A 21186-nucleotide genomic window follows, 5' to 3' on the forward strand; every position below is an offset into this window, starting at 1 on the left:
TGAGTGCGCCTACTCCGTCCGCCGGAGGGTCACGGCCAGTGCGCGTCTGCCGTCGAGGCGGGGCAGCATCCGGTGTGCTTCGCGCAGCATGTTCTGTGCTTGGTCCTCGCCGAGCTGGCGGCGGAGGTCGGCTTCGTGTCTGATCCACAGTGCGTACAGGCGACGCCACATGGCGGGTTCTTCGGGTCGGTCGTCGATGTGCTCGATCTCCAGCCCGGCGGCCTCGGCCTGGTGCCACGCCTGGCCAGGGTTCCCGCGTACAGCGCGGGTGACGACTGCGCGGCCACCGGGGACGAGGATGCGGTGTACTTCTCCCAGTGCGGTGGCGCGGTCGGGGGCGTTGCTCATGGCGTCCACGCAGACGGCGCCGTGTGCCTCCTGATCCGCGAGACCGGTTGCCTCCACTGTTCCCACGTGGAAGCGGGCACGCTCGGGCGGCACGAACTGGGACCTGCGGACGCTGGCGAGGTCTACAGCAGTGGGCGCGATGTCGATGCCGATGAGGCGTACAGCGAGCGCGCGCGCCAGCCACAGTCCCACCCCGCCAGTGCCGCAGCCGATGTCGACGAGAAGCTGACCGGGCCGCAGGCGCAGCCTGCTCACGAGCGTGCCCAGGAGCGTCCAGTCACAGGAGCTGGACGCGGCGACTTCCTCAGCGTGGGCGTCGCCCAGCGCCTCGGCGTACAGCCGGAAGGCGAGGTCCGACGAGGCGCGTGCCGCGTGGAAGGCGTCGAACAATCGCTGAAGTTCCTGTTCGGCGGCTGACAGCTGAGTCATCGGGGAATCGCCCTCCCGGTCCGGGACCGCGCTCCGGGGCAGATGACCTTGACTGCCGCGACCGGCGAGTCGGGTTCGGAGAGGTCGACACACATGGGCTCGTAGCCGGTGACCCGCTCAATGCGCGTCGCGACGGTGTGGACGTCGGAGGCGAAGCGGCCACGCCGCCGCCGGTACCGCTCCATCAGCTCGCCCCAAGGGCGCGACCGTTTCGCCTTGCGCGGGTGAGGGATGGCGGCGTCGAGGGCTACCGCGTGCGAGGGCAGGTCGTCGCGTGTCCCGGCAATGCAGGTCAGGCGGGACTGGGCGGCTTCGGTGATGGCTCGGGCCAGAGCAATGTGGGGGCTGGAGTGACATCCGGAACCGGCGAACCAGACGGGGTAATCCTCGGACCAGATGTAGGCGAGGCACACCGGCAGGCCGTAGGCGTTGTCCACCACCGCCAGCTCCACGTCGACACGAGCGGCCGCCAGCCTCTGCACAAGCCTGCGGTTGTACGACTCGGTGACGGACTCCGGGGTGATCAGGGTGCGGTGTCCTCCGCCTGCCACTTCGTCTGTATGCAGAGCGTCGCGTTCGATGACTTCGTAAAGGGCATGCAGCAGCGCTTCATCGCGGGTGTTGCCGCAGGCAAGGCCGGTGCTGGTGGGCCGGAAGACGTCCGGCTTCCAGACCGGCTGGCTCGCAGATCGCTCCACCAGGCCCATGGGGAGGGGCACCGCCCGACCACTGCGCACTCCTGTGCCGGCCGTCCAGTCCAGCGCCACGCCCGTCAAGCCGTCGTGCCACACCCTCACGGGCAGCGCCGCCAGCGGGTACGGCAGATCGACGTCACAGGCGGGGACAGTGAAGAGGGGCGTCATGGGCTGTTCGGCGTGCCAGAGCTCGACCGCCTCCATCACCGCCGAGATCTTCGCGAGCAGGTCTGTGGCCCCTTTGCCCTGGGAAGCGGCCAGGGTTTCGGCAGCGGGCCGGATGGCCGTCCACACCGGCAGGCCGAGATAGTCGAGTCCGGTCAGACGGGCAACTCTCGTGATCCCGAACCGTGGCAGCTGCGGAGCAAGCGCCGCCCAGGTGTCCTCGGGGCACCGAGCACGCTCCGTGCCGTCCAGGAGATCATCACCGCAGCACACTGCTCGTCGGCCCCCTCTCGATTTTCCCAGCCTGGTCGTGGAGAAGTCCCGCCATGAAGTGCTTCATCGACCCCACCGCCTGCGCGGCGCTGCGGAATCCGCGAGCAGCCGCTGCGCCTTCGAGTTCATCCGGATCACACCGCCATAACCGCAGCAGCGTGCTGCGGGTGGCCCGTTCGTCGACGGCCTCGGCGCTGAAGGCGCCCCAGGTAGTACCGGCCTGGTCGTTGCATGCCAGGTAACGCACGACGGCCGCCCGGTCCGCCTCCGTCTCACGCGTCAGCAGACGCCGGACCAGGCCCTTGTCCCGCAGGTCGACCGGAGGCCGGAACAGGATGCACGCGGGTACGAAGATCTTCCCCGCCGCTTCGGCTGCCACCGATTGCCCCGGAGAGTCGGCATGTCGAGACAGATGCTCGAGGTAGTCATCCCAGACGCCAGGAAAGTGCGGATCGAAGATCTGCTGGTAGGCAAGCCGGTGCAGGGTAGGCACCTCTCGCCCGTTCACCCGCTCGGTCTCGAAGTGGTTGGCCCATCGCCGGTAATAGCACGTCTCGGGCCGCGCCTCGGACAGCGAGCCCGCTGCTGAAGGGATGCCGTCCAGGGCGGTCTGGACTGCTTCAAGGGCGTCGAGTCGCTTGAGATCCCCGAAGTGCCGGTCGGCTCGACGCCGCTCTGCGAGCCACGCCGCGAAGTCCGCAGCCCCGTACCTGAGGCTGACAGCCCGGACCGCGGCCGTCGTGCGCTGCGGGTAGTACACCGCCCGCAGCAGGGTCAGCAGCCGAACGGCCATGACGTTTGTCATCACGCCCTCGCGCTCCGCCGCTCCAAGGACGTGCCGCACATTCACCAGCGGCCAGGTCAGGGCCCTCATCTCCGCACCGGGCTCCTGTCCCACGGCCACCTCGTCATCGCCCACCAGATCACCGCACGCATAGGCGGCGAAGACACGGCCGACACCGACCATCCCGAAATCGCACAGCTCCGCAGCACGTAGAGCACCGATACTCGCCGCGCCCACCACCCGGACGCCGCGGCTCATCAGGGCCAAGATCTCCTTATGCCGCACGGCCGGCACCTGGTGATAGACACCATCGATGAGGACTACCGTGTCGCTCTCCGCGATCGCTTCATCGAACAGGTCGCCATGGCGTACGGGCGGACGCAGCCGCACTCCGGGGACCGTGAGCAGCGGCTCATGACGAGGCAGCGTCGGCCCGACGTACACGTGAATCACCAGTGCGCTCCTGCCTGCCGGTCGTTGATGTTGATAGGGAGCCGCGGCACCGGTCTCTGTGCTGGGAGTCCAGCGCCGCGGCATTCAGCACACGTCCACGACACCTGCCGGGGCGAACGGCCCGCTGCCGGTCATGCCGCAGAGTGCCGGGACATGCGGGTCACGGACCCTCGTCCTCCACATCCTCGATGCGAACGACGCTGCCGGGCGTCACGATCTCTGCCAGATCCAGCTGCGTCAGCCACTCCGGCTCGGCCATGATGGCGCGGTCGGACTTCGACTCCATGGGCTCCTCCTCTCTGCATGTGTTCGTGGTGACGGCGCGGGCGGGTGCCCGCACCTTTTGCACGGCTGGCTCTGCGCTCACCAGCCACGCCCCACTGGGGCGTTGCCCGCCCCGGCAGGGTTTTCCCAGTCCTCCGGCCGGGGCGGGTGTTCTCCTGCGCGCGAGGCTCAACCCGTTGCGGTCGCTTTGGGTGTGGTGCGGGTGGTCAGCGGATGGTGTGTGGCCGCCGCGGGTGGCTGTCGGGTCGGCGGCGCGTCATGGGTGCCTTGCCTGGTCGAGGCGGGTCAGGGCGTCTGTGAGGGCGACTAGGGCGCGGGCGAGGCGCTGTGCGTAGGCGATGGCCTGGGTGAGGCTGCTGTTCGGGGGCTCCTCGAGAAGCCGGAATCCGGCCCGTGCGACGCTGTCCAGTGCGTTCGCCCATACGTCGTCGTTGTGCGGGTGGGCGGCCATCGCGTCCTCCACGGCGGGGGTGAGCCGCATGATGTGCCCGCGCATCCGCAGCGTCAGCTCGCTCAGCCCGTCGTGCGCCGGGCCGTCTGCGGGGGAGTCCAGCAGCTGCCGGGCGTCCGCCCGCATCTCCTTGGTGTTGAGCCGTGCCGGGCTCGTGGCGGGGCTCACGCGGTACTCCCGGGGTTGTGGGGGTGGTTGCGGATCTCGATGCTGAGGTCGAGGGCTTTCGACTGGTCGCCGGCGGCGAGGGCTTCGGCGCGCTGCCTGACCAGAGCGGCGCACACGCCGCATCCCGGCGCGGGCTCAGCTGGGGGGAGCGGGCTGGGCTCCGGCAGGTGGACGGGGACCGGCGCCGATGCGGTCATGCGATCACCCCGCCGGGGTGGGACAGCGCCGCCGCCCGTTCGCGCGAAGACAGCACATAGGGGCGCACCAGCACACCGGAGTCCAGATACACCTCGTGCGCCAGGACGTGGGACACGGCACGCGGCCGCGACACGTAGCTCCGCGCACTGCCCGGACCGTGCTGCGGCGTCTGGGACGGGCGGTGCGGCTGACGGGTGTACTGGCCGGGGCTGGGGCGCGCGTGCCGTCCAGGCGCGGCGGGCCCCAGCAGAACGGCTCTCACCCACGCGAGCGCGTGTGATAGGCAATGCATGTCGACTCCTCGTTAGTCGGCCATGCCCCGGGACCGTGTCAGGCGGTCGCCGGGGTCTCGTGGTGACCCGCGGGGATCAGGCGTGCCACGAACGCGCCGCGCTGCTTGATCCAGTCGTCGACGTCGGCCTCGCTGGCAGTGAGGTCGGTGACGATGCCCTCGGCTCGGTGCGCCTCGAAGAGCGCAGCGATGCTCGGCCACAGCGGCTGGTCGGCCAGGGCGGTGCCCAAAGCGAATTCGGCACCGAAGTGGCCCACGACGGTCCAGTCCCGAGCCTCTGCGTAGGCGCGGAGCCTGATCGCGGCCCGTCCGTAGAGGACTACTCGGATTCGTGACACCCCGGTGGGAGCATCAGGAAGGATGCCGTTGGCGGCGTCTGCGAGCGTTGCTCGTCTGATGCACTGCTGATGGGTGCGAGTCATACGGGTACGATCCCGCCGACTCGGTTGGGCATGAAGAAACGCCCCGTACGACTCTGACGATTAGTCAGTTCGCCAGTCGTACGGGGCGTATGGCTGTTGCAGGGTCAACTAGCTTTGCTCGTGCGGGACGTACGAGTTACAGGGCTGTGCTGGTTGTGGCGGGCTGGAAGCTGTCCGCGCCAGGGGCGGCCACGCCGATCAGCTTCGACACACGCCGCAGACGTGATGTGGATGCCTTGCCGACCTTCTGCACGATGATCGATGGCAGAGCCTGGTGGCGCGCCCATTCCGGGGCGTCGAGCAGCGCCGATTCGAGAGTGTCCAGCGAGGTGTCCCACATCTTCGCGTCTGCTTGCGCCATGGCCTTGTCCATGGCGTAGCGGTGGCGGGCGGCGCTGGACAGCGCGGCTTCGTGGTCCGGGTTGATGTCCTTCATCAGCGACAGGGCCTTGCCTGACTGCCCGAGTGCAACGTTGATGCCGACTGCCTGCGTCGTCGCGGTCACCGGGCCGAAGACCGTGCCGTGTTCCCTCGCCTCCTTGCCCATGCGGGCACCCGTGGCGTGGGACTGGGAGAGGTAGTCCTTCACCCTCTCCTTGTCCTTCATCCTGGACGCGACCACGGCGGCGAAGTTGATGTGTGATCCGTAGGCGACGAGTTCACCGGTGGTGGCTTTGGAGAAGCGTGGTTCGATGTCCGTTGCCGCCTGCTCCGCCAGGCGAAGGGCTTCCGGCAGGCGGGCGTCCCTGAGATACACCCAGGACCTGCCGGACATGACGAGTGCGGTGCGCAGGCTGTCGGCGGCCTTCGCGGCAGCGTGCTGGGCGTGCCCGATCGCGGCATAGGCGAGGTCTCGGGACCCCATGAGGTTGGCCACGTAGGCGGCGAGCCGGTAGCCGTCTGCCAGCAGCCCCCATGTCCCTGACTGCTCGTCGGCCGGCTGGTCGTGAAGCCGGGCCGCGGTCTCGGCGAGCAGCGGCGCTGCAAGTGAACCTGCCTCGACGTACTTCCCGTTCCAATACAGCTTCCACAGGCGCTGGCTGCTGGCGGTCAGGGTCTCGAGGCTGGGCGCGGTCACGGTGTCGGGGAGGATGCCCGCGGCCACGTCGTGGACAGTCTGGGACAGGGTGCGCATGACTGTCCGGTCGTCGTGTTCCATCGCCCGGCGTGGGGCCTGCTGGCCGAGGATGACGGACGTGTCCACCCGAAGGGCGTCGGCGATCAGGAGGAGCGTCTGGAGGGTGAGCCGCTTGTCCTGCTCGGCTTGCTGAATGGTGGGCAGAGACAGCCCGGTCATCTCTGCGAGGTCGGATTGCCGGATGTCTTTGCCACGAAGGATCTTGATGCGTGCGCCTGTGGTGTAGTCACTCCAGCGGGGCATACTGGTCTCCATTCCTAGCGTCCACTGGGAACGGTACCCCTGCTGAAGAGTTCGGGTAACGGTAACGGTCTTACGGTCTCCGGACCGTAAGACCGTTACGTTTGTCAGCGCGGCGGCGACGAATACGAGCCACACGCGAGTGACGCCCCAGCTGACCTGGGCGACTTGATCAGCCGGGGCGTATTGGCCGCTCGCTGCCGCGGAAGGACGGCAGAACGCAGCGAACTATCTCCTCTGCGGGGGCAGAAGGGGCGATATGCCGACCACAATGCGCCACCCTGGCCGAAACACACAACCCCTGTGCACGCCAATACGTCCCCACCGCCGGAGGGCCCCCAGCGCGTAGGGGGAGGGGCAGGGGAGAAGCCAACCGGCCGCACCGCGATCCGCCGGACTCGTCCTAGACCTCCCGGCCGCGCCCCGCCGCCCCCGGTTCCCGGACGCCGGTCAGATGCGCGTACGCCACCACATTGCCCCGGTAGCCGGTCTTCTCGTCGAAGGCGCCCCCGCAGGTGATCACCCGCAGTTCGGCGCGGCCGCGGGGGCCGTACACCTTGTCGTCGGGGAAGCCCTCGGCGTCGTACACCTCGACCGCGTCGACGGTGAACACGGCGGTGCGGCCGTCCGCGCGGATCACCTCGATCAGGGCGCCCTTCCCTAGCGCGCCGAGGCGGTAGAAGACCGCGGGCCCCCGCGAGTTGTCGACATGGCCGGCGACGACGGCGGTGCCGTTCGCGCCTGGGGGAGTGCCGTCCTGGTACCAGCCGGCGAGATTGCCGTTCTCGGCGGGCGGGACCTCCAGGCTGCCGCCCCTGTCCAGGCCGAGCCGCATCAGCGGGGTGTCGACGCCGATCGCGGGGATGCGCAGCTGTATGGGCGCGGCGGGCGGCAGCGGATCGGCGGCCGACTGGGCGTGCAGGCCGGGACCGGCGGCGAAGGTCTGCTCGGCGGAGGGGACGGGCGGGGTGATGTCCACGGAGCCGTTCTGGATCAGCCAGACGCCCATGACGAGGGCGATGGCTATGCCCCAGGCCCTGCTCCGCTTTCGGGTGGCGTCATCGGCCCCGGGCTCCGTCCCGGATGCCGTCCCGGACGTGGCGTCAAACGCGGCGTCGGAGGACGTCCGGGGCGCTGCCTTGGGCGTGGACACGGCCGGATCCCGACGCGGTCAGTGGTTCCGTGTGCCGTTCGCCCGGCGGCGCAGCATCAGCGCCCCGGCGACGGCGGCCCCGGCGATCACGGCCCCGCCCGCCGCCATCTGGAGGTAGTCCGGTCCCACGCTGCCGCCGACGCCGGTGTGGACATGGCCGCTGGGCCGCATGCCGTGATGGGTGGGGGCATGGGTCGGGAGGTGCGGCGGGCGGTGCGTCGGCTGGGTGTGGTGGTCCCGCCCGTCGCGGTGGTGCACCACCAGATCACCGGCGGCGCTCTTGCCGTTGTCGCAGCTCACGGAGATCTTGTAAGTCCCGGATTCGGCCTTGCGGGGCACGGTGAAACTCCCGGTGACGACCTCCTTGTGGGTGGCGGGGGTCAGCAGGAACTCCGGCACGCCCAGCTTCCGCGCCTCGCCCACGCCGCGCCCGCCCTTGCCGCAGGCGGTGGTGTTCACGGTGACGCTCTCGCCCGGCGAAGCGGACGACGGGAACACCTCCAGCGCATCTCTCTCCCCGGCGTGCGCTCCGGGTCCGCAGACCCCGATCGAGGCGGCCGCGAAGGCGACGCCGGTCAGCAGGCGGGCGGTGGTGCGCATGGTGTTCCTCCGGAAGCGCGGCGGTGCGATGCCATCCCTTCCGAGGTAATGCGCCCCGTGCGCCCCACGCCTGCTGATAGCTCATCAGATCCCCGCCCAGGCTTCGGCGTGTCGCGCTGGACGCCGACCGTCACCGCAGGTCATACCCGGAGTGATGGCCCATCAGAGGGGCGGTTCGCCCCGCCGTGCCGAACGGGTGACGGACGCTGCCGTAAGTCCTCAGTCCTCAGTCCTCGACCGCAGTGCCGTCCGTGCCCAGGAAGCCCGTCGTGTCGAGGTCGAAGTCGAACGGCGGGGGCACGTGCAGCGGTTTCCCGAAGGGGACCGTGGTACGGGAGCGGTACCCCTTCGGGGACGGGTCAACCCGGCTGTCTTCGCCCATTCAGGGCATGCTCAGTCTCCGACCAGCCGCCGCGGCCCCGGACCCTGTTCGGCGAGTTCGTCGCTCGGGTTGGACAGCGCACAGCTGTCCAGGGACAGGCAGCCGCAGCCGATGCAGTCCGTGAGGTGGTCCCGCAGCCGCTGGAGGGTGCGGATGCGGGTGTCGAGGTCCTCGCGCCAGCATTCCGAGATACGGGCCCAGTCCTCCCGGGTCGGGGTGCGGTCGTCCGGGAGCAGCGCCAGGACCTCGCGGATCGTGGCGAGCGGGATGCCCAGGCGCTGGGAGGTGCGGATGAAGGCGACCCGGCGCAGGGTGTCGCGGCTGTAGCGGCGCTGGTTGCCGGTGGTGCGGCGGGAGGCGATCAGGCCCTCGCGTTCGTAGAAGCGCAGCGCGGACGGGGCGACGCCGCTGCGCTCGGCCAGTTCACCGATCGTGGCTTCCTTGGCGTTCCAGGCGAGTTGCGTCATGCGGGCCAGCGTAGCTTGACCTCAACCACGCTTTAAGTACGAGCCTCGTGCGCATGGACTACACAGCAGAACAGCAGCAGCCGACGCGGTCGGAGTCGAGGCCGCAGCCGCTCCGTCTCGCCGTCATCCTCGGCAGCAATCGCGAGGGCCGCTTCGGCCCCGTCCTGGCCGAGTGGTTCCTCTCCCGCGCGGCCCAGCGCGAGGATTTCACCGTGGACCTCATCGACGTCGCCGAGGCCGAGCTGCCCACCTCGCTCTCCTTCAACCCCGGCCCGGCCGTGCGCGCCGAGCTCGCCAAGGTCTCGCCGCGCCTGGACCGGGCCGACGCCTTCGTCGTCGTCACCCCCGAGTACAACCACTCCTTCCCCGCGTCCCTCAAGGCCCTCATCGACTGGCACTACGGCGAATGGCAGGCCAAGCCCGTCGGGTTCGTCTCGTACGGGGGCATCTCCGGCGGGCTGCGCGCCATCGAGCAGCTCCGCCAGGTCTTCGCCGAACTGCACGCCGTCACCGTCCGCGACACGGTCTCCTTCCACAACGCGGGCGCGCAGTTCGACGACGCCGGGGGCCACAAGGACCCGATCGCCGCCGACGCCGCGAACGGCGCGGCGAAGAGCATGCTCGACCAGCTGTCCTGGTGGGCGCGGACCCTGCGGGACGCCAAAGCGGTCCGCCCCTACGCCGCATAGTCCGCATAGCCGCGCAGCCGCGCAGCCCGCAAAGCCGCATCAGCGACTGCCGACGCCGGTCCGGCGTGCTCGGCTCACCCACCGAGCACGAGCACGCCGACCACGGCCGTGACCGTGGTCAGGGCCCAGAGGAGATAGCTCGCACGTGGCGTCATGGAGGGCGGGCCAGAGAGGAGTGCGGGGCGGGCATGGACTGAGTAGACGGTAGGCAGAGATCATCACGGATACCGGGAGGTTGTGTAACAGCCGTGCGTACGGTGGCATGACCGGCCGTGATGTTCGTCCCGTCGTATGTGAGCCGAGTGAAACCGAGCGAAGGAGCCCGCCGAGTGAGCCTGGATGCGAACGCTGTGACCGTGCTGACCGTGTTGACCACGACCGACAGCGCCGAGAAGGCCGAGTCGCTGGCGCGCGGCGCGGTGGAGGCGCGGCTCGCCGCCTGCGCCCAGATCTCCGCCCCCGTCACCTCCGTCTACCGCTGGAACGGCGCGATCGAGACCGCGCAGGAGTGGCAGATCCTGTTCAAGACGACCCGGCATCGCTACGAGGCGCTCGAAGCCCATCTGATCGCCGCGCACGACTACGACACCCCGGAGGTCATCGCGACCCCGGTGGTGCGGGGCGGCACGGCCTACCTGGAGTGGGTCGCCGCGGAGACCGCCGCCCTGTGACGGCCCCGCCCGGCAGCCCGGAGCTGCCGTTCTTCGTCTACGGCACCCTGCGCCCCGGCGAGCGCAACCACGATCTGTTCCTCGCCGGCCGCACGGCGGCCGAGGAGCCCGCCCGGCTCGTGGGCGCGCAGCTGTACGAGGGCCCCGGCTATCCGTACGCGGTCGAGGCCCCGGACCCGGCCATGGACCCGGCCATGGACCCGGCCTGCGGGCAGGTGGCGGGCGAGCTGGTGACGGCGGCGCCGGGGGAGTACGCGCGGCTGCTCGCCGTGCTCGACCGGCTGGAGGAGTACATCGCGCCCGGACACCCCCGCAATCTGTACGAGCGGGTGGTCCGCGACGTCGTCCGCCGCGACGGCACGGCCGCACGCGCCTGGGTGTACCTCGCCGCCCCGCCGCTGGCCGAGCGGCTCCGGGCCTCCGGCGTGCTGATCACGGGCGGCGACTGGAGCACCGCCTCCGGCCGCTGACCCGCGGGCCCGGGCTCGTCTGCCGCGGCCAGGCTCGACGGCGACCCGTTGACCGCGGGTCCGCGCGCGCGGTCAACGGCTCAGGACTCCGCCAGCTCCACCCGCACCGCGCACACCTTGAACTCCGGCATACGGGAGACCGGGTCGAGCGCGGGGTTCGTGACCGAGTTGACGCGGCCCTCGCCCGGCCAGTGGAACGGCATAAAGACCACATCCGGCCGGATACCGCGGGTGATCCGCGCGGGCCCGACCGCCCGCCCTCGCCGTGACACCACGGCGAGGGCGTCCCCCTCGGCGGCGCCGATGCGCTCCGCGAGCTTCGGATGCAGTTCGACGAACGGCCCCGGCGCGGCGGCGGTCAGCTCCTCGACCCGGCGGGTCTGCGCGCCCGACTGGTACTGGGACACCACCCGGCCGGTCGTCAGCAGCACGGGATACTCCTCGTCGACGCTCTCCCCGGCGTCCCGGTGCCCGACCGCTGTGAACCGCGCCCGCCCGTCGGGCGTGGCGAACCGTTCCAGGAACAGCCGCGGGGTGCCGGGATGCGGCCCGTGGCTCGTACCGCCTGCGCCGCCCATGCCTGCGCCGGGCTCCGCGCCCGCGCCGCCCACGCCGGGCTCCGCGCTCACGCCTGCGCCGCCCGCGCCGCCCATGCCTGCGCCGCCCATGCCTGCGCCGGGCTCCGCGCCCACGCCTGCGCCGAGCTCCGCCGGGCCCGTGGCGGGACCCCGGCCCCCGTCCGGGGTCCTCCCCGCGCTGTCGGCGCCGGCCCGCGGCACTCGGGGCACGGCGACCCGCGCGTCGTCCACGGCAGCCCCGGCAGGCTCCGCTGCCGCAGCGCCCCCCGCAGCGGGCGCCGCAGAGGGCTCCGCCGGGCACGGCCAGAACACGCCGTCCTCCGCCTCGATCCGCGCATAGGTGATGCCCGAGTAGTCCGCGACGCCGCCCGCCGAAGCCCGCCCCAGCTCGTCGAAGACCTCCTCCGGGTCCGTGGAGAACCCCTTCTCGCACCCGAGCAGACCCGCCAGCGCGCTGAGCACCTCCAGATCGCTGCGCACCCCCGGCGGCGGATCGACCGCGCGCCTGCGCAGCAGCACCCGGCCCTCCAGATTGGTCATGGTGCCCGTCTCCTCCGCCCACTGGGTGACCGGAAGGACCACATCCGCGAGCGCCGCCGACTCCGACAGCACCACATCCGCCACCGCCAGGAAGTCCAGCGACCTCAGCCGTTCCTCCACATGGGCGGCGCGCGGCGCGGACACCACCGGGTTGGAGGCCATCAGCAGCAGGGCGCGCACATCCCGGCCCAGCGCGTCCAGCAGCTCGTACGCACTGCGCCCCGGCCCGGGCAGAGTCTGCGGCTCCACGCCCCACACCCGCGCCACATGCGCGCGGGCCGCCGGGTCGTCCAGCTTCCGGTAGCCCGGCAGCTGGTCGGCCTTCTGCCCGTGCTCACGCCCGCCCTGGCCGTTGCCCTGGCCGGTCAGACAGCCGTAACCGGACAGCGGCCGTCCGGCCCGCCCGGTCGCCAGACACAGATTGATCCAGGCGCTGACCGTGTCCGTGCCCTTGGACTGCTGCTCCGGCCCGCGCGCGGTGAGCACCATCCCGGTCGGCGCGTCGCAGAACATGCGCACCGTCTCGCGCAGCTCCGGCACGCCGACCCCGGTGATGCGCTCGACCAGCTCCGGCCAGTACGCCATCGCCGCCGCCCGCGCCTCGGGCCAGCCGCTGGTCCGCTCCCGGATGAAGTCCTCGTCCGTACGCCCCTCGGCGACGGCCAGATGCAGCAGTCCCAGCGCCAGCGCCAGGTCCGTGCCGGGGCGCGGGGACAGATGCAGATCGGCCTGCTCGGCGGTCTTCGTCCGCCGGGGGTCGATGACGATCAGCTTGCCGCCGTTCTCCTTCAGCTCGGTGAGGTAGCGCAGCGCCGGGGGCATCGTCTCGGCCAGATTCGAACCGACGAGGATCACGCACCCGGTGCGCGGGATGTCCTCCAGCGGGAACGGCAGCCCCCGGTCCACGCCGAAGGCGCGGATGCCCCCGGCCGCGGCCGACGACATGCAGAAGCGCCCGTTGTAGTCGATCTGCGAGGTGCCCAGCACCACCCGTGCGAACTTCCCCAGCGTGTACGCCTTCTCATTGGTCAGCCCGCCGCCGCCGAAGACGCCGACCGCGTCGGGGCCGTACGCCGTCCTGGCCCCCCGCAGCCCGTCCGCGATCGTCCGCAGTGCCTCCTCCCAGGTGGCCGGTTCGAGCTTGCCTGTGGCGGGGCGACGGACCAGGGGCTCGGTCAGCCGTACCCGGGAGGAGAGCAGCGCGGGGGCCGTGCGGCCCTTGCCGCACAGCGCGCCCCGGTTGACGGGGAAGTCGGGGCGCTCCACCACCTCGACCGCCTCACCGGTGGCGCGGAGGTTCATCCCACACTGCAGGGCGCAGTACGGGCAGTGCGTGGCGGTGTCGGCGGCGGTGGTGACATCGGACATGCCCCCAGCGTGAAACGCTTGTGTTACATGTCCGGATGCCGCGCATTACGACCCTGGTACGCCTGCCTCAGCCCACGTGTCCGCCGACCGTGAGGGCGCCCTGCTCAGCCGGGTCGCCGGGGGCCCGACGCCCGCTGGCTCAGCCCCGGTCGCGGTGCCCGGCGGCCCGCGCTCAGCTCCGGTCGCGGTGCCGGCGGCCCGCGCTCAGCCCCGGCGACCGGTGAGCGCCAGCAGCCGCGACTGCGCGCTGTCGCCCGGCGGCGGCTCGATCGGCGGCGCGAACAGCCCGGACTTGGCCAGATCCGACGCATAGGGAGTGATCTCGTCCAGCGCGAAGTGGACCAGGGCGTCCGGCAGCCGCTCGGACGCGCCGATGGCGCGGGACAGATCCCAGGCGTGCACGATCGCGTCCGTCGTCATCTGCGCGCAGTACGCCGAGGTCGGGGTCTCCCCGTACGACAGCTGCACCGTGCCGCGGAGCGCGCCCTCGGCCGCGAACGCCTTGCGCGCCGCCCGCGCGGCCGCGTCCCAGGCGTGGCGCGGCCGCTTGCCGAGCACATCGCCTTCGTAGGCGTCCCCGACGTCCGCCATCGACGCCCCGTCGGTGACCAGGTCCGGCACCCACAGCTGCTCGGCGGTGAGGTGGTTGACCAGATCGCGCACGGACCACTCGGTGCACGGGGTGGGGGCGTCCCACTGGTCGTCGCGGATGGCGTGCACCCGCTCGGTGAACAGCGCGAGCGCCTCGGAGTGGCGGGCGAGCAGAGCTGATGTGTCGGTGTCCATACGCCTCACTCTGGCCGCCTTCTGCCCGGTACGCGAGCCTTCATCCCCCGGCCGCGTCGAGCGCGTCCCGCACCCCGGTCTCCCGTGCTCCCAGAAACACGGGGTCGGGCCGGAACACCGCTTCCCCGGCCGCTCAGCGTCGCGGTCTCCCAGGGCCGCGAAGGCGCGGCCGAGGTGGCTGAGCAGGCAGGCGTTCTCCCGCCGGGGCAGCGACCTCGCCGCGCGGGCGTCCAGCAGCGGGGCGGACCAGTGCCCCGGCCCGCCACACGCCCGCGACGCGCGTGGCGAGCCGGGGCGCACAGCGGGCCGCACAGCACGGGAGAACCACCGGTGAGCCCATGGAAAACACCCGTCATCCCCATGCAACGGCACGGCAACCTCGGGCGGTCAGGATCGGTTCATGACGGAGCCTGCGACGCCCCTCGATCCGGTCGTATCCGACGACTCCTCCGAAACCTTCGATACGGCGGCGCAGCTGCTCCACCGTGTCAGCGCACAGCTGGGCACGCAGCTCAGACACGTCAGACTGAACGGAACCCCACGCTCATGCCCTACCACGACTCCGACGTCACCGTCCTCGACACCGCCCGCGGCCCCCGCCCCGGCAGCGGCGGGGCCGAGCGGCCCGTGCTCGTCGCCGTCGCGCACGGCAGCCGTGACCCGCGTGCCTTCGCCACCGTCAGCGCGCTCCTCGACCGGGTCCGCGAGCTGCGGCCCGGGCTCGACGTCCGCCTCGGGCACATCGAGCTGAATGAGCCCCTGCTGCCGGACGTCCTCGCCGGGCTGTCCCGGCCCGGTCGCCCGGCGCGGGCCGTGCTGGTGCCGCTGCTGCTCAGCCGCGGCTACCACGTCAAGCACGACCTGCCGCGGGCCGTGGCCGCCCTGGAGGGCATACCCGGCACGGATGTGCGGATCGCGGCCCCGCTCGGACCGCACCCGCTGCTCGTCGAAGCGCTGTACGACCGGCTGACCGAGGCCGGCTGGCGGCCGGAGGACGGGGCCGCCCGCAGTGCCGGGGTCGTACTGGCCGCCGCCGGGTCCCGCGACCCCGAGTCGGCCGCCGATGTACGCCGCACCGCGCGGCTGCTCAGCGAACGTCTCGGCGACACCCCCGTCGTCGCCGCCTACGCCTCCGCCGCCGCGCCCGCGGTCCCGGCCGCCGTCCGCGCGCTCACCGCACGCGGACGCCACCGCGTCGCCGTGGCCTCCTACTTCACCGCCCCCGGCCTCTTCGCCACCCGCAGCGCCGCGGCCGCGCCATGGATCGCCGCGGCCCCCCTCGGCGTGCATCCCGCCCTCGCCCGCCTGGTCCTCCACCGCTACGACGCCGCCCTGGCCGGACCGCACCCGCGGCGGGCCCGTGCGCGAGCGCACCTCGTCGCCGTCTGAGGGCCGTCCCGCAGAACTTGACGCTGCGGCCAGCTCGCCCCGCCGTTTCGGGGCGTCGAAGCCGGCCGCTGGGATGCCCAGTCTGCTCAGTCTGCTCAGTCGAGACAGAACTCGTTGCCCTCAATGTCCTGCATCACGATGCACGACTCGTTCTCGCCATCGGCAAGCATCGTTCGTACGTGTACCGCGCCGAGCGCGACCAGTCGGGCGCATTCGGCCTTCAGCGTGGCGAGGCGCTCTTCCCCCACGAGTCCGGCGCCGGCCCGCACGCAGAGATGTACTCGATTCTTGACGATCTTCCCTTCGGGAACGCGCTGGAAGAGCAGGCGCGGGCCCGCACCCGAGGGATCGCTGCATGCGAAGTAGGTGACCTGATCTTCGGGCGGCAGCGAGCGGTGGCAGTCCTCCCAGGTGGCGAACCCCTTGGGGACCGGCGGTACGACGTACCCCAGCACCTCGCACCAGAAACCGGCGAGCCGCGCGGGTTCTGCGCAGTCGAAGGTGACTTGGAACTGCTTGATCGATGACATCGGCGCACCCTAACAGCGGAGCCTCTGGCAAAGACCCCCGGAACGCGGCCTAGACCGGTGCGGTCTCGCGGAGGCGCATGACTAGACCGCCGTCGAACTGCGGGCCGGGCGGCCGCCGCGGCAGGGCGGGGCGCTCGACTGCGCTGGTCGCCGAGGTGACCGCCCCGCCGTGCGGAGGGCCGCCGGAGCCGACGCCGGGCGCCGCGCACGACTGGCTCTGCGCGGCGCTGGCCGCACAGACCGGCGGGTGATTCCCCCACCCCTTCCCTTGCGCCCTGGAGGCCAGCTCAAATCAGCCTCGCCGGCGTTTGAGGCGCGGGGGTCCGGGGGCGGAGCCCCCGGCAGGCGGGTCCGGATCGGGACCCCGCGCGGCCACGATGTCACCGCTTCCGGTTACCTTCGGTGCATGGCAGGCACCATCGCGACCAGCTCCCCCCACCACACCGCCCCCGAGCCGGACGGATACGACGAGGCGGCCGCCGAGCGCTGGGCCGCTGAGCCCGACAAACGGCCGGGGCGGACGGCTTTTCAGCGTGACCGGGCGCGGGTGCTGCACTCCTCCGCGCTGCGCAGGCTCGCCGGGAAGACGCAGGTGGTGACGCCCGGCTCACGCTCCCAGGCGTGGGACGCCAGCCCCCGCACCCGGCTCACCCACTCGCTGGAGTGCGCCCAGGTCGGCCGGGAGCTCGGCGCGGCCCTCGGCTGTGATCCGGATCTGGTCGAGGCGGCGTGCCTCGCGCACGACCTGGGGCATCCGCCCTTCGGGCACAACGGCGAGCAGACCCTCAATGACTTCGCCAAGGACATCGGCGGCTTCGAGGGCAACGCCCAGTCGCTGCGGCTGCTCACCCGCATCGAGCCCAAGCGGTTCGCGCCCGCGCCCGCTCCCGGTGGGGGAGACCGCGGCGAGCTGGTCAGCGTGGGGCTGAATCTGACCCGCGCCACCCTGGACGCCGCCACGAAGTACCCCTGGCCGCGCGGCGGACACCCCACGGACCCCGCCTCGGTGAAATTCGGGGTGTACGAGGATGACCGGCCGGTCTTCGCCTGGGCGCGCGACGGCGCACCCGGCCACCGCACCTGCTTCGAGGCGCAGGTGATGGACTGGTCCGACGATGTGGCCTACTCCGTGCACGACTTCGAGGACGGGCTGCACGCCGGGCACATCGACCCCAACTGCCTGCTGTCCGAACAGGAGCGCAGCGCCATCTGGGCGGTGGCGATCGGCCGTTACGTCCCCGCCGGCACCGATCCCCAGGAGCTGGCCGAGGCCCTCGACCGGCTCATCGACCAGGAGTGGTGGCCGCACCACTACGACGGCTCGGCCGTCGCCCAGGCCCGGCTCAAAGACGCCACGAGCCAGCTCATCGGCCGTTTCTGTCTGGCCGCCGAGGCCGCGACCCGCCAGGCTTACGGCCCCGGCCGGCTCACCCGGTACGCGGCCGAGCTGGTCGTGCCCCGCGCGGCGCGCCACGAGTGCGCGGTGCTCAAGGCCGTCGCCGACCGTTATGTGATGCAGCGCGCCGAGCAGGAGGCGCTCCGCGCCGATCAGCGGATCGTGCTCGCCGAGCTGGCCGACGCCCTGACGGCGCGCGCGCCCGAAGGGCTGGAGCCGCAGTTCCGGGCGCTGTTCGACGCCGCGGCGGACGACCGGTCACGCAAGCGGGTGGTGGTCGACCAGATCGCGTCCCTGACCGACGCCTCCGCCCGTACGCTCCACACACGGCTCACCGCCCGTCGCTGAGCCGCCGGGCCGCAGGGGCTACCGGGCCGCCGGGCCGCCGGGCCGCGGGGGTCACCGGGGCAGCCGGGCTGTGCCGGGCCGCCGCTGAGCCGTCGCCCGCGGCTCCCGCGCGTCCGGCCCACCCGCGATGACACGCCAGGGAGGCACTCCCTCTTTCGTCATCACGCTCCGTGCGGGACGCTCGCTTAAGGCTGCGCAGCGTGGAAGCAACGAGGAGGCATCACGTGGTCGACGCACATCGGACATTCGTCATCGTCGGCGGTGGACTCGCGGGGGCCAAGGCCGCCGAGACCCTCCGCGCCGAAGGGTTCACCGGACGAGTGATCCTCATCGGCGACGAACGCGACCACCCCTACGAACGCCCGCCCCTGTCCAAGGGCTATCTGATGGGCAAGGAGGAACGGGACAGCGTCTTCGTCCATGAGCCGGCCTGGTATGCACAGGCCGAGATCGAACTGCACCTCGGCCAGTCCGTCGTCGCCGTCGAGCGCGACGCCAAGGCCGTGCACCTGGGCGACGGCGCCGTCATCCAGTACGACAAACTGCTCCTCGCCACCGGCGCCGAGCCCCGCCGGCTGGACATCCCCGGCACCGACCTCGCGGGCGTCCACCATCTGCGCCGCCTCGCCCACGCCGACCGGCTCAGCCGGGTGCTGGCCGCCCTGGGCCGGGACAACGGCCACCTCCTCATCGCGGGCGCCGGCTGGATCGGCCTGGAGGTCGCCGCGGCCGCCCGCGGCTACGGCGCCGAGGTGACCGTCGTCGAGCCCGAGCCGACCCCACTCCACCAGGTCATCGGCCCCGAAGTGGGCCAGGTTTTCACCGAGCTGCACCGTGAGCACGGGGTCCGCTTCCGCTTCGGCGTCCGCCTCACCGAGATCACCGGCCAGGACGGCGTCGTTCTCGCCGCCCGCACCGACGACGGCGAGGAGCACCCCGCCCACCATGTCCTCGCCGCCATCGGCGCGGCCCCGCGCACCGCGCTCGCCGAGGCCGCCGGGCTCGCGCTGGTGGACCGGGCGCACGGCGGCGGCATCGCCGTCGACGCCTCCCTGCGCACCTCCGACCCCGACATCTACGCCGCCGGGGACGTCGCCGCGCAGCACCACCCGCTTCTCGACCTCCGGCTGCGCGTCGAGCACTGGGCGAACGCGCTGAACGGCGGCCCGGCCGCCGCCCGCGCCATGCTCGGCAAGGACGTGATGTACGACCGCGTCCCGTACTTCTTCTCCGACCAGTACGACCTGGGCATGGAGTACTCGGGCTGGGCGCCCCCGGGCAGCTACGACCAGGTCGTGCTGCGCGGGGACGCGGCCAAGCGGGAGTTCATCGCCTTCTGGCTGAAGGACCGCCGGGTGCTGGCCGGGATGAACGTCAATGTGTGGGATGTCACCGACCCGATTCAGGAGCTGATCCGCAGCGGAACGCCCGTGGACCCCGAGGCCCTGGCGGACCCGGGCACCCCGCTCAGCGCCCATCTCGACGCCCCGTAGCGCCTGATCCGGCAACCGCCCGCGGCCCTCACGCCCCGGGCGCCCTCACCCGCCCCGTAGAATCCACGCGTGGCAGGCAGGATCAACGACGACGATGTGAAGGCGGTGCGGGACGCGGTCCCGATCGACGCCGTCGTGTCCGAGTACCTCCAGCTGCGCAACGCGGGCGGCGGCAACCTCAAGGGGCTGTGCCCCTTCCATGACGAGAAGTCGCCCTCCTTCCAGGTCAGCCCGAGCAAGGGACTCTTCCACTGCTTCGGCTGCCAGGAAGGCGGCGACACCATCGCCTTCGTGATGAAGATCGACCATCTGTCCTTCTCGGAGACGGTCGAGCGGCTCGCCGCGCGCGCGGGCATCACCCTGCGCTACGAGGAGGGCGGCTACAACCCCTCCCACCAGCGCGGCGAGCGCATCCGGCTGATCGAGGCGCACAAGATCGCCGCGCAGTTCTACGCCGAGCAGCTGGACGGCCCCGAGGCGGAAACGGGCCGGGTCTTCCTCGCCGAGCGCGGCTTCGACCAGAGCGCCGCCCAGCACTTCTCCATCGGCTACAGCCCGGCCGGCTGGGACCACCTCACCCGCTATCTGCGCGGCAAGGGCTTCACCGACAAGGAGCTGATCCTCTCCGGGCTCTCCCAGGACGGCCGCCGCGGCCCCATCGACCGCTTCCGCGGCCGGCTGATGTGGCCGATCCGCGACATCACCGGCGATGTCGTCGGCTTCGGCGCGCGCAAGCTGCGCGAGGACGACAACGGGCCGAAGTATCTGAACACCCCTGAGACCGCGATCTACAAGAAGTCCCAGGTGCTGTACGGGATCGACCTGGCGAAGAAGGAGATCGCCAGGACCAGTTCCGCGGTGGTCGTCGAGGGCTACACCGACGTCATGGCCTGCCATCTCGCGGGCGTCACCACCGCGATCGCCACCTGTGGCACGGCCTTCGGCGGCGATCACATCAAGATCCTGCGGCGGCTGCTGATGGACAACGCCACCGCCGAGGTCATCTTCACCTTCGACGGGGACGCGGCCGGCCAGAAGGCCGCGCTGCGCGCCTTCGAGGACGACCAGAAGTTCGCCGCGGAGACGTCGATCGCCATCACGCCCGGCGGCATGGACCCCTGCGAGCTGCGGCTCGCCGAAGGCGACGACGCGGTGGCGAAGCTCGTCGAATCCCGCACCCCGCTCTTCGAGTTCGCGATCCGCCATGTCGTCGCCCGGCACAATCTGGAGACCCCGGCCGGGCGGGCCGCCGCGCTCGACGAGGCCGCGCCGATCGTGGCGGGCATCAAGAACGTCGCCATCCAGCATGAGTCGGCCGTGCAGCTCGCCGGGATGCTGGGCATCCTCGACACCCAGTTCGTCGTCAAGCGCGTCGCCCAGCTCGCCCGCTGGGCGCGCGACCGCGGCGGCCGGGGGCCCGCCGGGGGCCCGCAGACGCGGCCCGCCGCCCCGTACGCCGCCGCCGGCCCGCGGACCGCCTCCGGCTTCTCCGGCCCCGCGCTCAACCTCCGCAACCCCGTCCACCGAACCGAGCGCGAACTGCTCAAACTCGCCCTTCAGCACCCCGAGCTGGTCTCCCCGGCCTTCGACGCCTACGGCGTCGACGAGTTCACCGCCCCGCCGTACGCCGCGGTCCGCCAGACCATCGAGGACGCGGGCGGCGCGGAACAGGGCGCGGCGGACGTCACCGACTATCTGGCCCGCGTCCGCGAGGCGGCGCCGGACGACACCGTGCGCGCCCTGGTCACCGAGCTCGCCGTGGAGGCCGTCCACGCCAAGACGGTCGACGAGATCTACGCGGGCGTCCAGCTCGTCCAGGTCCGCCTGCGCGCCGTCGACCGCCGCGTGCAGGACATCCAGGGGACCCTGGCCCGCCTGGGGTCCCACGCGGACCCGGAGCAGCTGTCCGCCGTGCAGAAGGAGTTGTGGGTGCTCCAGCAGTACGGCCAGTCCCTGCGCACCCACGGCGCGGCGGCGCTCTAGCT

24 protein-coding genes are annotated in these 21186 nt (G+C 71.8%); 8 read left to right on the forward strand and 16 right to left on the reverse strand.

What is annotated here, in order from left to right:
• Window positions 1–9 precede the first annotated feature (9 nt).
• From OF819_RS23815 to soxR, 13 genes are all read right to left on the reverse strand, one after another.
• Entirely contained in the window at window positions 10–777 is a 768-nt protein-coding gene (locus tag OF819_RS23815; RefSeq protein ID WP_267245672.1) for a class I SAM-dependent methyltransferase, read from the reverse strand.
• Complete coding sequence (locus tag OF819_RS23820) at window positions 774–1910, reverse strand: YcaO-like family protein (protein ID WP_267245673.1); 1137 nt, start codon at window positions 1908–1910, stop codon at window positions 774–776. Before OF819_RS23820 ends, OF819_RS23815 begins: the two co-directional genes overlap by 4 nt.
• A complete protein-coding gene (locus tag OF819_RS23825; protein WP_267245674.1) occupies window positions 1897–3147 on the reverse strand; it encodes a TfuA-like protein in 1251 nt (416 codons plus the stop codon). Before OF819_RS23825 ends, OF819_RS23820 begins: the two co-directional genes overlap by 14 nt.
• 160 nt (window positions 3148–3307) lie before the next feature.
• Window positions 3308–3433 (reverse strand): hypothetical protein, encoded by a 126-nt coding sequence (locus tag OF819_RS23830; protein ID WP_267245675.1) that lies wholly within the window; start codon window positions 3431–3433, stop codon window positions 3308–3310.
• A gap of 255 nt (window positions 3434–3688) precedes the next feature.
• On the reverse strand, window positions 3689–4051 hold the full coding sequence (locus OF819_RS23835; RefSeq protein WP_267245676.1) for a DUF6415 family natural product biosynthesis protein: 363 nt from the start codon (window positions 4049–4051) through the stop codon (window positions 3689–3691).
• Window positions 4048–4248, reverse strand: a complete 201-nt coding sequence (locus OF819_RS23840; RefSeq protein WP_267245677.1) for a hypothetical protein — start codon at window positions 4246–4248, stop codon at window positions 4048–4050. Before OF819_RS23840 ends, OF819_RS23835 begins: the two co-directional genes overlap by 4 nt.
• Complete coding sequence (locus OF819_RS23845; RefSeq protein WP_267245678.1) at window positions 4245–4382, reverse strand: hypothetical protein; 138 nt, start codon at window positions 4380–4382, stop codon at window positions 4245–4247. The genes OF819_RS23840 and OF819_RS23845 overlap by 4 nt, the downstream gene beginning before the upstream one ends.
• 197 nt (window positions 4383–4579) lie before the next feature.
• Entirely contained in the window at window positions 4580–4963 is a 384-nt protein-coding gene (locus OF819_RS23850; protein ID WP_267245679.1) for a hypothetical protein, read from the reverse strand.
• Between the two features lie 136 nt (window positions 4964–5099).
• The gene (locus OF819_RS23855; protein ID WP_267245680.1) at window positions 5100–6356 is read right to left on the reverse strand and encodes a helix-turn-helix domain-containing protein; all 1257 of its coding nucleotides are present in this window, start codon (window positions 6354–6356) and stop codon (window positions 5100–5102) included.
• A 388-nt stretch (window positions 6357–6744) separates the two neighbouring features.
• Window positions 6745–7350, reverse strand: a complete 606-nt coding sequence (locus OF819_RS23860) for a class F sortase (protein ID WP_267245728.1) — start codon at window positions 7348–7350, stop codon at window positions 6745–6747.
• A 162-nt stretch (window positions 7351–7512) separates the two neighbouring features.
• Window positions 7513–8094 carry a hypothetical protein gene (locus OF819_RS23865; RefSeq protein ID WP_267245681.1) on the reverse strand — a complete coding sequence of 194 codons (582 nt, stop codon included), beginning with the start codon at window positions 8092–8094 and terminating at the stop codon, window positions 7513–7515.
• A 226-nt stretch (window positions 8095–8320) separates the two neighbouring features.
• Window positions 8321–8476, reverse strand: coding sequence for a hypothetical protein (locus OF819_RS23870; RefSeq protein ID WP_267245682.1), 156 nt, complete (start codon window positions 8474–8476; stop codon window positions 8321–8323).
• A gap of 11 nt (window positions 8477–8487) precedes the next feature.
• Entirely contained in the window at window positions 8488–8943 is a 456-nt protein-coding gene (soxR, locus tag OF819_RS23875; RefSeq protein ID WP_267245683.1) for a redox-sensitive transcriptional activator SoxR, read from the reverse strand.
• A gap of 53 nt (window positions 8944–8996) precedes the next feature.
• On the opposite strand from soxR, the gene OF819_RS23880 reads away from it, so the two are divergent.
• The 3 genes from OF819_RS23880 to OF819_RS23890 all read left to right on the forward strand — a co-directional run bounded on the left by OF819_RS23880 (window position 8997) and on the right by OF819_RS23890 (window position 10773).
• Window positions 8997–9632: an NADPH-dependent FMN reductase gene (locus tag OF819_RS23880; protein WP_267245684.1), complete on the forward strand. Its 636-nt coding sequence runs from the start codon at window positions 8997–8999 to the stop codon at window positions 9630–9632.
• Window positions 9633–9961: 329 nt separating this feature from the next.
• Window positions 9962–10303 carry a divalent-cation tolerance protein CutA gene (gene cutA, locus OF819_RS23885; protein WP_267245685.1) on the forward strand — a complete coding sequence of 114 codons (342 nt, stop codon included), beginning with the start codon at window positions 9962–9964 and terminating at the stop codon, window positions 10301–10303.
• The gene (locus OF819_RS23890; RefSeq protein WP_267245686.1) at window positions 10300–10773 is read left to right on the forward strand and encodes a gamma-glutamylcyclotransferase family protein; all 474 of its coding nucleotides are present in this window, start codon (window positions 10300–10302) and stop codon (window positions 10771–10773) included. The genes cutA and OF819_RS23890 overlap by 4 nt, the downstream gene beginning before the upstream one ends.
• A gap of 80 nt (window positions 10774–10853) precedes the next feature.
• On the opposite strand, the gene OF819_RS23895 is transcribed toward OF819_RS23890, so the two are convergent.
• Together OF819_RS23895 and OF819_RS23900 are read right to left on the reverse strand one after the other, a co-directional pair.
• The gene (locus OF819_RS23895) at window positions 10854–13259 is read right to left on the reverse strand and encodes a molybdopterin oxidoreductase family protein (RefSeq protein ID WP_267245687.1); all 2406 of its coding nucleotides are present in this window, start codon (window positions 13257–13259) and stop codon (window positions 10854–10856) included.
• A gap of 204 nt (window positions 13260–13463) precedes the next feature.
• The gene (locus tag OF819_RS23900; protein WP_267245688.1) at window positions 13464–14045 is read right to left on the reverse strand and encodes a TIGR03086 family metal-binding protein; all 582 of its coding nucleotides are present in this window, start codon (window positions 14043–14045) and stop codon (window positions 13464–13466) included.
• A 546-nt stretch (window positions 14046–14591) separates the two neighbouring features.
• Between OF819_RS23900 and OF819_RS23905 the strand changes: the two genes are divergently transcribed.
• Entirely contained in the window at window positions 14592–15434 is an 843-nt protein-coding gene (locus OF819_RS23905; protein ID WP_416370613.1) for a sirohydrochlorin chelatase, read from the forward strand.
• Between the two features lie 95 nt (window positions 15435–15529).
• Here the strand turns inward: OF819_RS23905 and OF819_RS23910 are convergent, their stop codons facing one another.
• Window positions 15530–15964: a VOC family protein gene (locus OF819_RS23910; RefSeq protein ID WP_267245689.1), complete on the reverse strand. Its 435-nt coding sequence runs from the start codon at window positions 15962–15964 to the stop codon at window positions 15530–15532.
• 77 nt (window positions 15965–16041) lie between these two features.
• On the opposite strand from OF819_RS23910, the gene OF819_RS29290 reads away from it, so the two are divergent.
• The 4 genes from OF819_RS29290 (at window position 16042) to dnaG (ending at window position 21184) form a co-directional block, all read left to right on the forward strand.
• Entirely contained in the window at window positions 16042–16215 is a 174-nt protein-coding gene (locus tag OF819_RS29290) for a hypothetical protein (protein WP_416370614.1), read from the forward strand.
• 155 nt (window positions 16216–16370) lie between these two features.
• Window positions 16371–17708 (forward strand): deoxyguanosinetriphosphate triphosphohydrolase, encoded by a 1338-nt coding sequence (locus OF819_RS23920; RefSeq protein WP_267245690.1) that lies wholly within the window; start codon window positions 16371–16373, stop codon window positions 17706–17708.
• Window positions 17709–17932: 224 nt separating this feature from the next.
• The gene (locus tag OF819_RS23925; protein WP_267245691.1) at window positions 17933–19201 is read left to right on the forward strand and encodes an NAD(P)/FAD-dependent oxidoreductase; all 1269 of its coding nucleotides are present in this window, start codon (window positions 17933–17935) and stop codon (window positions 19199–19201) included.
• A 69-nt stretch (window positions 19202–19270) separates the two neighbouring features.
• Complete coding sequence (gene dnaG, locus OF819_RS23930; protein WP_267245692.1) at window positions 19271–21184, forward strand: DNA primase; 1914 nt, start codon at window positions 19271–19273, stop codon at window positions 21182–21184.
• Window positions 21185–21186: the final 2 nt, after the last annotated feature.

The organism is Streptomyces sp. PR69 (assembly GCF_026420845.1).
Classification (GTDB): Bacteria; Actinomycetota; Actinomycetes; order Streptomycetales; family Streptomycetaceae; genus Streptomyces.